Origin of the sequence: Streptomyces sp. NRRL S-455, from assembly GCF_000717875.1 — a bacterium.
GTDB lineage: Bacteria > Actinomycetota > Actinomycetes > Streptomycetales > Streptomycetaceae > Streptomyces.
In genome coordinates, this window is the sequence record NZ_JOCT01000035.1 from 70,549 (window position 1) to 84,476 (window position 13,928).

At 72.6% G+C, this 13,928-nt stretch carries 11 protein-coding genes; 3 read left to right on the forward strand and 8 right to left on the reverse strand.

The genetic code is table 11. From position 1 onward, the window contains the following. Window positions 1-133 precede the first annotated feature (133 nt). Entirely contained in the window at window positions 134-1,606 is a 1,473-nt protein-coding gene (locus tag IE97_RS0134355; protein WP_030249763.1) for a hypothetical protein, read from the forward strand. A 94-nt stretch (window positions 1,607-1,700) separates the two neighbouring features. On the opposite strand, the gene IE97_RS0134360 is transcribed toward IE97_RS0134355, so the two are convergent. Beyond that, window positions 1,701-3,107 carry an NAD(P)/FAD-dependent oxidoreductase gene (locus tag IE97_RS0134360; protein ID WP_030249767.1) on the reverse strand — a complete coding sequence of 469 codons (1,407 nt, stop codon included), beginning with the start codon at window positions 3,105-3,107 and terminating at the stop codon, window positions 1,701-1,703. 257 nt (window positions 3,108-3,364) lie between these two features. Then, entirely contained in the window at window positions 3,365-4,261 is an 897-nt protein-coding gene (locus tag IE97_RS0134365) for a TIGR01777 family oxidoreductase (RefSeq protein WP_030249770.1), read from the reverse strand. A gap of 71 nt (window positions 4,262-4,332) precedes the next feature. On the opposite strand from IE97_RS0134365, the gene IE97_RS0134370 reads away from it, so the two are divergent. Further along, window positions 4,333-4,854: a GNAT family N-acetyltransferase gene (locus IE97_RS0134370; protein WP_037836000.1), complete on the forward strand. Its 522-nt coding sequence runs from the start codon at window positions 4,333-4,335 to the stop codon at window positions 4,852-4,854. A 7-nt stretch (window positions 4,855-4,861) separates the two neighbouring features. On the opposite strand, the gene IE97_RS0134375 is transcribed toward IE97_RS0134370, so the two are convergent. Further along, window positions 4,862-6,046, reverse strand: coding sequence for a MarP family serine protease (locus IE97_RS0134375; protein ID WP_030249779.1), 1,185 nt, complete (start codon window positions 6,044-6,046; stop codon window positions 4,862-4,864). Between the two features lie 189 nt (window positions 6,047-6,235). Between IE97_RS0134375 and IE97_RS0134380 the strand changes: the two genes are divergently transcribed. Continuing rightward, on the forward strand, window positions 6,236-7,156 hold the full coding sequence (locus tag IE97_RS0134380) for a peptidoglycan recognition protein (protein WP_234310803.1): 921 nt from the start codon (window positions 6,236-6,238) through the stop codon (window positions 7,154-7,156). A 160-nt stretch (window positions 7,157-7,316) separates the two neighbouring features. Here IE97_RS0134380 and IE97_RS0134385 read toward each other — a convergent pair whose 3' ends face one another. From IE97_RS0134385 to sucB, 5 genes are all read right to left on the reverse strand, one after another. Continuing rightward, window positions 7,317-7,835 carry a DUF4240 domain-containing protein gene (locus tag IE97_RS0134385; protein WP_030249787.1) on the reverse strand — a complete coding sequence of 173 codons (519 nt, stop codon included), beginning with the start codon at window positions 7,833-7,835 and terminating at the stop codon, window positions 7,317-7,319. A 56-nt stretch (window positions 7,836-7,891) separates the two neighbouring features. After that, window positions 7,892-8,878, reverse strand: coding sequence for a helix-turn-helix transcriptional regulator (locus tag IE97_RS0134390; protein WP_030249791.1), 987 nt, complete (start codon window positions 8,876-8,878; stop codon window positions 7,892-7,894). Between the two features lie 111 nt (window positions 8,879-8,989). Next, entirely contained in the window at window positions 8,990-11,692 is a 2,703-nt protein-coding gene (gene aceE / locus IE97_RS0134395) for a pyruvate dehydrogenase (acetyl-transferring), homodimeric type (RefSeq protein ID WP_030249795.1), read from the reverse strand. A 269-nt stretch (window positions 11,693-11,961) separates the two neighbouring features. Continuing rightward, complete coding sequence (locus tag IE97_RS0134400; protein WP_030249799.1) at window positions 11,962-12,585, reverse strand: GntR family transcriptional regulator; 624 nt, start codon at window positions 12,583-12,585, stop codon at window positions 11,962-11,964. Window positions 12,586-12,844: 259 nt separating this feature from the next. After that, the coding region (sucB, locus tag IE97_RS0134405; RefSeq protein ID WP_030249802.1) for a 2-oxoglutarate dehydrogenase, E2 component, dihydrolipoamide succinyltransferase at window positions 12,845-13,928 on the reverse strand (1,084 nt) is incomplete at its 5' end.

Below are 13,928 nucleotides of genomic sequence, written 5' to 3' on the forward strand. Positions count from 1 at the left end.
ATGAATGTCCGGGAAAATGTGTGATGGGGTGCTTACTCTCCGCTACATTCGCGCCGTCCAGTAAGGCATAAGGCCTGCTCACAGGCGATCCGCGCACACCCCCAAGGCCGGAAGGCAGGAGACCGCACCACAGATGACGGAACGACCCGCGCAGCGCACCCCCAACCGACAGCTCGCCGCGCTCATCGCAGAAGCGGGGTTCTCCAACGCGGGACTCGCCCGTCGCGTGGACCAGCTCGGTCTGGAACACGGGCTCGACCTCAGATACGACAAGACATCCGTCACCCGGTGGCTGCGGGGCCAGCAGCCCCGGGGCACCACGCCCGCCCTCATCGCCGAGGTCTTCACCCGGCGCCTGGGCCGCCGCCTCACCGCCCAGGACCTCGGCCTGGACGCCTGCGCCCCCGTCTACGCGGGGCTGGAGTTCGCCGCCACTCCCGAGGAGGCCGTCGACATCGTCAGCGGGCTGTGGCGCAAGGACTCCGGCAGTCACGCCGAGCTGCGCAAGATCGCCTTCACCCCGGCCGGGCTCGTCGTGCCGAGCCGGGACTGGCTGATCGGCCGTGCCGACGAGAAGGTCGCCCGGGGCGAGCCGGCCGCCGTCCGTGTCCCGGCGCCGGGCCGCCCCGCCCTCCGCCCCCCGGACGGGCAGGGCGTGCCGTCCCTGCCCCGCCAGCGCGGCCAGGTCGAACGCGGACCCGGCCAGAAGGTGACCGCCGGGGACATCGCCGCCCTGCGCTCGGTCGGCGAGCTGTTCCGCACCCTCGACGACGCCTACGGCGGCGGCCACGCCCGCCAGGCTCTGGTGCGATACCTGGAGCACGAGTGTGAACCGATGCTGCGCGGCACCTACGGCGAGCAGACCGGCCGCCGCCTCTTCGCGGCAGCCGCCGACCTCACCCGGCTCGCGGGCTGGACGTCGTACGACATCGCCGCGCACGGGCTCGCCCAGCGCTACTTCGTGCAGGCGCTCCGCCTCGCCCAGGCTGCCGGGGACCGGACGTACGGGGCGTACGTGCTGGTCACCATGAGCCGGCAGGCCGTCTACCTCGGGCACGGCCGGGAAGCCGTCCAGCTCGCCCGCGTGGCGCAGCAGGGCGTCGGCACCTCCGGCCCGCCCGTCGTCCAGGCGCTGCTGCACGCTTCCGAGGCGCGAGGCCACGGCGTGCTCGGCGAGGTCCGGGCCTGCACGGCGGCCCTGGTCCGCGCCGAGCGCGCCCTGGAGACGGCCCGGCCCGGGGACGAGGTCCCGTACTGGGCCAGGTCCTTCGACGAGGCGCAGCTCGCCGACGAGTTCGGCCACTGCCACCGCGATCTGCAGCAGTTCCGCGCCGCCGCCCAGCACGCGGAGCGCTCACTCCAGCTCCGCGCCCCGGCCTACGCCCGCAGCCGCCTCTTCTGCCGCGTGGTCCTCGCCACGGCCCGCCTGGGCCTCGGCGAACTCGACCAGGCCTGCCAGCTGGCCGCGGAGGCGGCGGGCCAGGCCGCGGAGATGCGCTCGGTGCGGGCGGTGGAGTACGTGAGGGACTTCGAGCGGAGACTGGAGCCGTACAAGGACGCCGCTCCGGTGCGGACCTACCGCGACAAGGTATCGGCTTTGGGGTAAGACACCCTCTTTTCAGGGGCGCGGGGCTGTGTCGATGTGCGGCTCCGCCGCGTGGGCGCGAGAACCCCCCACCCACCCGCGCCCGACAAACAACCTATGCAGCCCGCGGAGCAGTAGGCACGGGGTCGGCGACATGCAGAGGCCGCCCGGCCCCGAGGTCCGCCAATATCGCCGCCGACGCCCGATGCCCGGAGTGCAGAGCACCCTGGACCGTGCTGGTGTCCCGGTGATCCCCGCACACATACAGACCGGCGAGCAACCGCACCGGCCGCCGCAGATCATGCGGCGGCCGCATCGCCGGCACGGCCTCCCGCGTCCGGTACACGGCCAAGGTCTCCCACCGAGCCGTCGACACCCCGTACAACCGCGCCAGATGCATCCGCACCGCCGTGTCCACATCACCCGGCGGTCGTCCCAGCACCGTCGACGACACCAGCACCCGCCCCGCCGGGGCTCGCGTGGGATCGACACGGCTGACCACGGCCGTGTGGGCGACCGGCCCGCCCAGGTCCGCGTCGAGCAACAGGGACGCTCCCGTTCCCGGAGGCTCGTCGGTCGTGTGATGGACCACCGTCACCGGATGGAACTCCGGCACCCGCAGCCCGGGCAGCAACTCGGCCGCGGCCCGGGCGTCCGTGGCCACCAGCACTGCCCGGCAGCGAATCTCACCGTGCTCGGCCGTGGTCACCGAGTTCGTCGACACGGAGGTCACGCGCACGCCGGTACGTACCGAACCCGGCGGCAACGTGCTCGCCAGCAGCTCGGGCAGGGCCTCCGCCCCGCCCTCCGGCACGCACAGCCGGCCGCTCGCGAAGGCGCGCAGCGCGAGGTCGGCGCACCGGCTCGACGTCGTCAGGTCCGGGTCGCACAACAGGGCCGCGAGCAGCGGGCGCAGGAAGCCGTCGATCGTCCGGGAGGGCAGCCCGCGGGCCGCGAGGGCCTCGCCGGCGGGCAACTCCGGCCGGGCCAGCAGCCGTTCGGCGGGGGTGCCGGCCAGTCGGGACAACGCGGCGCCCAGCCGGGCCTGGTCGACGGCCGTGCCCAGCGGGGCCCCGGACCGGCTCCGGGGCGCGGAGACCTGCCTGCCGGGTACGGCCACCGGCCTCCTGGGCGGGCGGGACGCCGACGGCGGTCGGGGGGCGCTCGCCAGGGCACGTACCGCGTGCAGGGCGCCCCGTGCGCCCCCTGCGCCGGTCTGGACGCCCGCGCGATGGTGGCGCCCGTCGCCGTGCAACAGGACACCGGGCGCGAAGGGACGGAGCACCAGGCCGCCCAGACCGGGTGTCAGTCGTAGTTCCGGATACGCCGTGGACAGCAACTGGCCGACCCTGTCGAGCCGGAAGCCGTCGACCTTCTCCGTCGCCATGCGGCCGCCGACGCCGTGGGCGGCCTCCAGGACCATGGTCGTCACTCCTGCGCTGGTCAGCCGGTGCGCGGCCGAGAGTCCGGCGACCCCGGCCCCCACGACGACCACGTCCGCCTGGTACGCGGGCTCAAGCACGTGCCCCTCCTCGAGGTTGCGCGGGCGCTGGAGACGTCATGCCCTCAACAGGCCGCAGGGATACGCGAGTTCTGGTCGAGGGTAGGGCCGTGATCGGTCAGAGGGAGTCGCGCATGGGCAGGGCACGGTCGCACGACGGTCGCATACGGACGTCTTATGGGCATGAAGTGGTCGCAGGCGGCTGGTGTGCGGTGTGAAGGGCTGTCTCAGAACCGCCGGTCGTGGTGCGCGGGCCCCTGCACAACGGCCGCGAGCCCTCACAGCGCCGCCCGGATCGCCCCCTCGATCTCCGGGAAGGCGAACCGGAATCCCGACTCCAGCAGTCGCGTCGGCAGCACCCGGGCGCTGCCGAGCACATCACCGGACATCTCGCCGAGCACGGTCCGCAGCACCGGCGCCGGCACGGCGAACAGCGTCGGGCGGTGCAGCACACGCCCCATGGCCGCCGTGATCTCACGGTTCCGCGCGGGGTTCGGCGCGGTGACGTTGAACGGCCCGGACAGGCCGTCGGTGTCGATGAGGTGCCGGATCGCGGCGACCTCGTCGTGCAGCGCGACGAACGACCAGTACTGCCGTCCGTCGCCCATGCGTCCGCCGAGCCCCGCCCGGAACAGAGGGAACAGCCGCTCCCACGCCCCGCCCTCGCGGGACACGACCAGCCCGGTCCGGGTGAACACCGTGCGGACGCCGGCCTCCCGGGCCGGAGCCGTGGCGCCCTCCCACTCCACGCACAGGGAGGGCAGGAAACCCTCGCCCGCCGGGGCGCTCTCGTCGACGGTACGGTCACCGGTCTCGCCGTAGTAGCCGATGGCGCTGCCGTTCACGAAGACCCGCGGCCGCTCCGCGTCGTCCAGCGAGGCGACCGCCCGGGCGAGCGTCGCCGTGCCGTTCACCCTGCTGTCGCGGATCCGCCGCTTGTAGTCATCGGTCCAGCGGCGGCTGCCGACGCCGGCACCCGCCAGGTTGACCACCGCGTGGCACCCCGCGAGCCCGGCCGCGTCCACCCGCCCGCCCTCGGGGTCCCACCGGACCTCCTCCGCCGCCCGGGGCGCATGGCGCACCAGGCGCACCACTTCGTACCCGTCCGCGGTCAGGGACCGCACCAGGGCGCTGCCGATGAGACCGGATGCGCCGGTCACCGCGATGCGTCGCATGGCTCAATCTTGCCGGTCAGCGGGATAAAAACCTCGTTGGGAGACGCAGCGGCAGACGTAGATTGACCGCCATGCCGACGCCACGCACGACCGCCATGCCGACCCCGCGCATACGACGCGCACGGCTCGACGACGAGGAGCCGCTCGGGCACCTCGACCGCGCCACCTGGTCGCCGCTGCACGCCGTGCAGCCCCGCCCGGAGCCGCCGTACGGTCCGTTCTTCACCGAGCGGGCCCCGGCGCGGGAGTGCCTCGTCGCCGAACTCGACGGAGTCGTCTCCGGCTACCTCCGGCTGGGGACTGCGACGCCGCTCGCCTGCAACGCCCACGTGCGGATGATCCGGGGGCTCGCCGTCGCGGAGGAGGCACGCGGCCGGGGTGTGGGGCGGGCCCTGCTGCGGGCGGCGCGGGAGGAGGCGCGGCACCTGGGGGCGCGCCGCGTCACCCTGCGCGTGCTCGCCCACAACACGCCCGCCCGGCACCTCTACGAGTCCGAGGGATTCGTGGTGGAGGGAGTACTGCCGCAGGAGTTCTTCCTCGACGGCGCGTACGTCGACGACGTGCTCATGGGGTGCTCCCTCACGGCCGACTGACCGGACGTCACGAAGGGGCGGGAGCTCCCGTGTCCACCGGTGCCGTCGCGCTCGCCGCGCGCTTCGCGTCGGAGCCGACCTCGGCAACCGTCAGGACGTAGCCGGTCTCCGCGTCCGAGGTGGAACGGGCGAAGACCACGCCGAACACCCGGCCGTCCGTCGTCAGCAGAGGGCCTCCGGAGTTGCCGGGGCGGACCGTGGAACGGATGGAGTAGATCTCCCGGGTGACGATGCCGTCGTTGTAGATGTTCTGGCCCGTCGCACGGACCCGGTTCGCCACCGTCGCGGCCTGCAAGTCCAGGGCGCCGTCCTCCGGATAGCCCGCGACGACCGCCGAGTCGCCGCGCTCGGCCTCGTCGACGAACCGCAGCACGGGCGCCTTGAGACCCGGCACGTACAGCACCGCCACGTCCTTCTGCGAGTCGAAGAGCACCACCCGGGCCTCGTACGTCCGCCCGACCCCGCCGATCTGCACGGTCGGCTCGTCGATGCCGGCCACCACGTGGGCGTTGGTCATCACGTGCTCGCGCGCGTACACGAAGCCGCTGCCCTCGCGGCCCTGGGTGCCGGCGACGCCCTCGACCTTCACCGTGCTCAGCTTGGCGGCGTTGGTGGCGGCCGCCGTGACGCTGTCGCCGGAGGGCTCGGCGACCTCGGCCACCGACTCGTTCTCGAACGGGTTGAAGACCTGCGGGAAACCCGCCTCGGTCAGCGCGGACGTGGCCTCCGAGAACCAGGCCGGAGTGGTGTCCGGCATCGTCCGCTGCACCGCGCCGAGCAGCCGCGAGTCCCGGATCGCCGACGTGACCAGCGGCGACGAGGAGGCGCCCAGGACGCTCGCGGCCACCCACGCCACGATCAGCACGGCGACCGAGTTGGCCACGGCCCCGCCGATCCCGTCCGCCACCCTGAGCGGGCCCCTGTCCAGCTCCCGCCGCAGCCGCAGCGCCAGGCGGCCCGCCAGCTCGTGGCCCACCACCGCCGGGAGCAGCACCGTGAACACCGCCGTCAGCGTCGCCTGCGTCGTCCCCGGCTCCACCAGACCCATCACCCACGGCAGGACCCACACGCCGACGACCGCACCGCCGACGAAGCCCGCCAGCGACACACAGCCGGCCACCAGCCCGCGCCGGTAGCCGGACGCCGCGTAGGCCAGGACGACCAGCAACAGCAGGATGTCGAGCAGGTCCACGCACGCCTTCTTTCTCTCGGAACCCCTTAGTACGTGGGGGGAGCTCCCGGTGATCAGTCACCCGCGCGTGGATGATCGGAATCGGCCACGCACCGTGCACTCGCGAAAACGTCGCGGACCGTGACGATGGTTCCACCGGGTGGCACATCACACATCGCGGACGGACCGGTTCAGTCCGACAGTGGGACCATGCGTGTCTTCGGTGGACGGCGGGGTGCGCGCAGGCACCGCGACGCCCGGACACCCGGCACAGCCGGACTGCCGCGTGCCGCCCGGGCGCTGCTCGGCTGCCTGCCGGGCCTCGCGGCCGTCGCCGCGCTGGTGCTGTGCGCCTACGGCGTCGAGGACGCCGCCGAGACCAGCGCCCGCCCGGCCACGGCCCGCCCCACCACCACGCCCCACGCCGCCCCGCGCCCGCACATCGTGCCAAGATCGCAGTGGCTGGGCGACGCCGCCCGACGGCAGCCCCGCCCGCGCTACGACGACCGCGTCGCCGCCGTCTTCGTCCACCACACCGACTCGCCGAACGGCTACGACTGCGCCGACGCGCCCCGCATCATCCGGGCCCTGTACACCGGCCAGACCGGCACCCGCGACTGGGACGACATCGGCTACAACTTCGTCGTCGACCGCTGCGGCACCGTCTACGAGGGCCGGGCCGGCGGTGTCGAGCGGGCCGTCACCGGCGCCCACACCCAGGGCTTCAACCACCGCACCACGGGCATCGCCGCCCTCGGCACCTTCACCGCGGGCGTACCCGTACCGCGGCCGATGATCCACGCGATCGCCGCCCTGTCCGCCTGGAAGCTGGGTATGACCGGCATCGACCCACGGGCGAGCGTCCGCCTGGTCTCCAGCAACGGCCTCAGCCGGTACGCGGCCGGCACCACCGCCGAGCTGCCCGCCCTGGCGGGCCACGACGACGGCTACATGACCAGCTGTCCCGGCGCCGCCCTGCACGCCCGCCTGCCGGAGATCAGACAGCTGGCGGCGCGCCTGCAGGGCCGCCCGCCCGGTGCACAGAAAGGCCACAGCCAGCGCGCAGGCGCCTCAGATCCCGGCCCCCTACGGTCGTCCGCACAGTCGGCCGACCGGAGGTGGGGATCTTGAACAGCGACCGTACGAGTGACACGGCGGTGCGCACCCGGCCAGGAGCGTCCAGAGGTCCCTTCGCGGTGCTCCGTGCCGCCCTGACCGTCGTCCTGGGCCCGGCAGCTGCCACCGCGTCCGCCCTGGCCCAGGCCAACGCGGCCCCGCCGCACCACGTTGATCAGCCCTTGAAGCGCTCCCACAGCCGCGGATAGCGCTCGGCCAGCTGCCGCTCGTTCTCGAAGTCGAGCGGGGTGCCCTCCGGTTCCGCGGGCGCCGGCGGGATCTCGAGGTCGGGGGCGACCACACCGGTGAGCTGCTCGTAGGCCTCGTCCGCCGCGTAGCCGAGTTCCTCGCCGTCGCCGTCGATCTCCTCGTCGAAGTCGCCCAGCAGCTCGGCCAGCGCGTCCGGGTCGTGCAGGGCGCCCTCGAAGACCTCGCGGCCCTGGCCGATCAGCCAGCACCGGAAGAAGTCGAAGGCGTCGTCGCTCGCCCCGTCGAGCAGCACCCAGGCGGCGCCCCACAGGTCCCAGCGGTAGGCCCGGTTGTAGCGGGACTCGAAGTGGCGGGCGAAGTCCAGGACCGAGTCCGGGTCCAGCTGGGCGAGCCGCTCCACGAGCAGGTCGGCCTGCTCCTCCGGGTCGCCCTCGGCGGCTTCCCGGGCGTCGTCCACCAGCTCCCAGAACTCCGTCTCGTCCATCACGGGTCAAGCATCGGCCCTGCCGCACAGGGGCGCACCCGGAGTGCGCGCGATCGTCATGCCGGTCCGTCAGGCCGGTACAGCCCGGCCAGCCGCCGCGCGTCCTCGGCGAACCGCTCGCGCAGGCTCTCCGGCGCCAGTACCTCCACCTCCGGGCCCAGTCCCGTCAGCTGCGTGTGCGCGACCTCCTCGGACTCCACCGGCAGGTCCACCGTCACCCATCCGCCGCCGTCCGGGGCCCCGGCCTCTTCCAGGGCCTCCCGGGCGGACAGGGAATCGAGGACGTGCGGCAGTCGGCGCACGCCGTCCAGGGACAGCCGTACGACGACCCGCGCGCGCAGGATCGACCGCGCGAACTGCTCCGCCCGCTCCCCCCAGAACGCGGGCAGGTCGAACTCCGGCTCCCGCTCGAAGCGCTCCTCGCCCGGGTCCACGGCCGTGAACCGGTCGATCCGGTACACCCGGAAGGAGGCCCCGCCCGTCACCCGTGCGCACAGGTACCAGACGGCCGCCTTCAGCACGAGCCCGTACGGCTCCAGCTCCCGGACGACCTCGTCCTCGCCCCGCCGGTAGCGGGCGGTGATCCGCCGGTCGTCCCACACCGCGTCGGCGACGGCAGGCAGCAGCGCGGGCGTCTGCGGCTCCTTGAACCAGTTCGGCGCGTCCAGATGGAACCGCTGCGCCGCCGTCCTCGAGGCGTCCCTGAGGGACGGCAGCAGTGCCGCCGACACCTTCAGCCGGGCGGCCGAGGCGGCGTCCTCCAGGCCCATCTCGCGCAGCGCCCCCGGCACCCCGGACAGGAACAGCGCCTCGGCCTCGCCGCGATGCAGCCCCGTCAGCCGTGTCCGGTAGCCGCCGACCAGCCGGTACCCGCCGGCCCGGCCGCGGTCCGCGTACACCGGCACGCCCGCCTCCGACAGCGCCTGCGCGTCCCGCGTCACCGTCCGCTCCGACACCTCCAGCTCACGGGCGAGCTCGGCGGCCGTCATGGCGGGCCGGGACTGGAGCAGCAGCACCATCTTGATGAGCCGGGCAGCACGCATGGCCACATCATGCAGCAGGCCCCCGCCCAAGGGGCCCTCGCACCATGCCCGTCCGGGGCGTTCACAGTGCGAGGACCCCCGAGCGAGGGCCTGCCGTTCAGCGGTCCGTTCTCACAGACCGTACTTCGCGCGCGCTTCCTTCACGGACGTCGCCTTGACCTCGCCGCGCTTCGCGAGCTGGGCCAGGGCCGCGACGACGATCGACTCGGCGTCGACACCGAAGTGGCGGCGGGCCGCCTCACGGGTGTCCGAGAGGCCGAAGCCGTCGGCGCCCAGCGAGGACCAGTCCTGCTCGACCCACTGCGCGATCTGGTCCGGCACCTGGCGCATGTAGTCGGAGACCGCCAGCACCGGGCCCTCGGCGCCCTGCAGCGCCTGCCGGACGAACGGCACCCGCTCCTCGCCGCGCAGCAGCGCCTCGTCCGCCTCCAGGGCGTCCCGGCGCAGCTCGCTCCAGGACGTCGCCGACCACACGTCGGCGGCCACGCCCCACTCGTCGGCGAGCAGTCGCTGCGCCTCGAGCGCCCAGTGGATCGCCGTGCCGGAGCCGAGCAGCTGGATCCGCGGGGCGTTGGCCGGGGGCGTGATGCCCGCCGACTCCGCCGTGTTGAAGCGGTACAGGCCCTTGACGATGCCCTCGTCGATGCCCTCGACGGACGGCTTGGCGGGCTGCGGCAGCGGCTCGTTGTAGACGGTCAGGTAGTAGAAGACGTTCTGGTCCTCGCCCGGGGCCGCCTCGCCGTACATCCGGCGCAGACCGTCCTTGACGATGGCCGCGACCTCGTACGCGAACGCCGGGTCGTACGTCAGCGCCGCCGGGTTGGTCGCGGCGATGACGGGGGAGTGGCCGTCGGCGTGCTGCAGGCCCTCACCGGTCAGCGTGGTGCGGCCGGCCGTGGCGCCGATGAGGAAGCCGCGGCCGAGCTGGTCGCCGAGCTGCCACATCTGGTCGGCCGTGCGCTGCCAGCCGAACATCGAGTAGAAGATGTAGAACGGGATCATCGCCTCGCCGTGCGTCGCGTACGACGTCGAAGCGGCGATGAAGTCGGCCATCGAACCGGCCTCGGTGATCCCCTCGTTGAGGATCTGGCCGTTCTGGGCCTCCTTGTAGTACATCAGCTGGTCGCGGTCGACCGGCTCGTACGTCTGGCCCTTCGGCGAGTAGATGCCGAGCGACGGGAACAGCGACTCCATACCGAAGGTGCGCGCCTCGTCCGGGACGATCGGCACCCAGCGCTTGCCGGTCTCCTTGTCGCGGACCAGGTCCTTCACCAGGCGGACGAACGCCATGGTGGTGGCCACGTTCTGCGAGCCCGAGCCCTTGTCGAAGGAGGCAAAGGCCTTCTCCGCCGGGGCGGGCAGCGGCGCGACCGGGTGCACGCGGCGGGCCGGGGCCGGACCACCGAGCGCGGCACGCCGCTCCTGGAGGTAGCGGACCTCGGGGGAGTCGGCGCCCGGGTGGCCGTAGGGGACCACGCCGTCGACGAACGCGCTGTCGGAGATCGGCAGCTCCAGCAGGTCGCGCATGTTCTTGAACTCGTCCACCGTCAGCTTCTTCATCTGGTGGTTGGCGTTCTTCGACGCGAAGCCCTCGCCGAGGGTGTGGCCCTTGACCGTCTGGGCCAGGATCACGGTCGGCGCGCCCTTGTGCTCGACGGCCGCCTTGTACGCGGCGAACACCTTGCGGGACTCGTGACCACCGCGCGAGAGGTGGAAGCACTCGAGGATCTTGTCGTCGCTGAGCAGCTTCGCCAGCTCCACCAGCGCCGGGTCGGCGCCGAAGAAGTCCTGGCGGATGTAGGCGGCGTCACGCGTCTGGTACGTCTGGATCTGCGCGTCCGGTACCTGGCGCAGGCGGCGAACCAGCGCGCCGGTGGTGTCGAGCTGGAACAGCTCGTCCCAGGCCGTGCCCCACAGCGTCTTGACGACGTTCCAGCCGGCGCCGCGGAACTGGGCCTCCAGCTCCTGCACGATCTTGAAGTTGGCGCGGACCGGGCCGTCGAGGCGCTGCAGGTTGCAGTTGATGACGAACGTGAGGTTGTCGAGCTCCTCACGGGCCGCCAGCGCGAGAGCCGCCGTCGACTCGGGCTCGTCCATCTCGCCGTCGCCGAGGAACGCCCACACGTGCGAACCGGCGGTGTCCTTGATGCCGCGGTTGGTGAGGTAGCGGTTGAAGCGCGCCTGGTAGATGGCCGACAGGGGGCCGAGGCCCATGGAGACCGTGGGGAACTCCCACAGCCAGGGCAGCCGGCGCGGGTGCGGGTAGGAGGGCAGGCCGTTGCCGCCCGACTCCCGGCGGAAGTTGTCGAGCTGCTCCTCGTTCAGCCGGCCGTCGAGGAACGCGCGGGCGTAGATGCCGGGGGAGGCGTGGCCCTGGATGTAGAGCTGGTCGCCGGAGCCGTCGGCCTCTTTGCCCCTGAAGAAGTGGTTGAAGCCGGTCTCGTAGAGCCAGGCCGCGGAGGCGAAGGTGGCGATGTGGCCGCCGACGCCGTACTTGCTGCCCCGGGTCACCATGGCGGCCGCGTTCCAGCGGTTCCACGCGGTGATCCGCTGCTCCAGCGCCGCGTCACCGGGCACGTCCGGCTCGGCGGCGGTGGGGATGGTGTTGACGTAGTCGGTCTCGAGGAGCTTCGGCAGCGCGATGCCGGCGCCCTCGGCGCGCTCCAGCGTGCGGCGCATCAGGTACGCGGCACGGTGCGGCCCGGCAGCCTTGGTGACCGCGTCCAGGGAGGCCTGCCATTCGGCGGTCTCCTCCGGGTCCCGGTCGGGGAGCTGGTCGAGCTCGCTCGGCTGGATGGCGTTGGGGTCGGTCATGTCGCCGCCTTCCTCAGTCGAAGGGGGTTCCCTCACGTAAGGGGGATCGGGGGTGCCCTTTGTCTTTGGCAGGACAGGGCGGAGAGCTTGGGTGGCAAGCCCGTCGGCGACTGTAACTCCCTGATCGATGATCGATCAAAGGGTTGAGGGGCAAAACCTCTTGATCACGAGAAAATAGGCACGGGGTGCCTTCGGCGGTGGCACGCGGTGACGGGTTTTCGCGCGGTTTTCGCAGGTCGGAGCTTTTTGAGCGAGGGTGCGCTCGGGTGTCACGCCCGGGGTGCGCAGCCCAGGACGTGGGCCTTCACCAGCTCGGCGATCCTCGGGTCCTGACGCTTGAAGGCGGCGACGAGCTCCTCGTGCTCCTCCGCGTACGACTGCTGCTGGGTGCCGAGCCAGCGGATCGACAGGGCCGTGAACACCTCGATGCCGAGGCCTTCCCAGGTGTGCAGCAGGACCGAGTTGCCGGCGGCGCGGACCAGTTCGCGGTGGAAGGCGACGGTGTGGCGGACCTGGCCGGTGCCGTCGGAGACGCGGTCCGCCTCGTACAGGGCGGTGACGTGGGGTTCCAGGGCGGAGCAGTCCGCTGCCAGGCTCTGCGCGGCCAGCTCCGCCGCGATGGCCTCCAGGCCGGCCCGGACCGGGTAGCTCTCCTCCAGGTCGGCGGCGGTGAGGTTGCGTACCCGGACGCCCTTGTTCGGAGCGGACTCGATCAGGCGCAGCGACTCCAGCTCGCGCAGGGCCTCGCGGACCGGGGTCTGGCTGACCTCCAGTTCCGTGGCGATCCGGCGCTCGACGATCCGCTCGCCCGGCTGCCAGCGTCCGCTGATGATCCCCTCCAGGATGTGCTCGCGGATCTGCTCGCGCAGCGAGTGGATGACGGGCGCGGTCATGTGAGCTCCTTAAGGGGTTTGACGTTTAGACAATAAGGCCGGGGCGCTCCGCTGGTGGGGCGGCTGGGGGTGCTTTGGTGCAGGTGAGACGAGACTTACATGGGGGATGTGGGCTGGTCGTTCGGCTGACGGTTGTCTGTGGTTGTTCGCGCTCACGCGGCGGAGCCGCACATCGATACAGCCCCGCGCCCCTTCGGGCACGACGATGCCCCGCCCGGGAAGGCCGGACGGGGCATCGATGCGTACCGCTGGTCGGCGACTACAGGCCGAGCTCGACCTCGAACTCGCCGGCCTCCAGGATGGCCTTGACCGCCGTCAGGTAGCGGGCGGCGTCGGCGCCGTCCACCAGGCGGTGGTCGTAGGACAGGGTCAGGTACGTCATGTCGCGGACGCCGATGACCGTGCCCTCCTCCGTCTCGATGACGGCGGGGCGCTTGACCGTGGCGCCGATGCCGAGGATCGCGACCTGGCCCGGCGGCACGATGATCGTGTCGAAGAGCGCGCCGCGCGAACCGGTGTTGGAGATGGTGAAGGTCGCGCCGGACAGCTCGTCCGGGGTGATCTTGTTGGCGCGGACCTTGCCCGCGAGCTCCGCCGTGGCCTTGGCGATGCCGGCCAGGTTGAGGTCACCGGCGTTCTTGATGACCGGGGTCATCAGGCCCTTCTCGGAGTCCACCGCGATACCGACGTTCTCGGTGTCGAAGTAGGTGATGGTCCCCTCGGCCTCGTTGATCTTGGCGTTGATGGCCGGGTGGGCCTTCAGCGCCTGGGCCGCGGCCTTGACGAAGAACGGCATCGGGGAGAGCTTGACGCCCTCACGGGCCGCGAACGCGTCCTTGGCCCGGCCGCGCAGCTTCATCAGACGGGTGACGTCGACCTCGACGACCGAGGACAGCTGGGCCTGCTCGTGCAGGGCCTTGACCATGTTGTCGCCGATGACCTTGCGGATCCGCGGCATCTTGATGGTCTGGCCGCGCAGCGGGGACGCCTCCAGCACCGGGGCCTTCTTGGCGGCCGACGGAGCGGCGGCGGCCGGGGCCGGGGCAGCGGCGGCGGCCTTCGCGGCCTCGGCGGCGGCGACGACGTCCTGCTTGCGGATACGGCCGCCGACGCCGGTGCCCTTGACGGTGGACAGGTCGACGCCGTTCTCGGCGGCGAGCTTGCGCACCAGCGGGGTGACGTAGGCGCCGTCGTCGGCCGGCTGGGCGGCGGCCGGAGCGGCCGGGGCCTGGGCCGGAGCCGGGGCGGGCGCCGGAGCGGCGGGGGCCGGCTCGGGAGCCGGGGTGACCTGCTGCTGCGGTGCCGGGGCCGACGGAGCCTGCGGGGCCGGGGCGGGCTGCGCC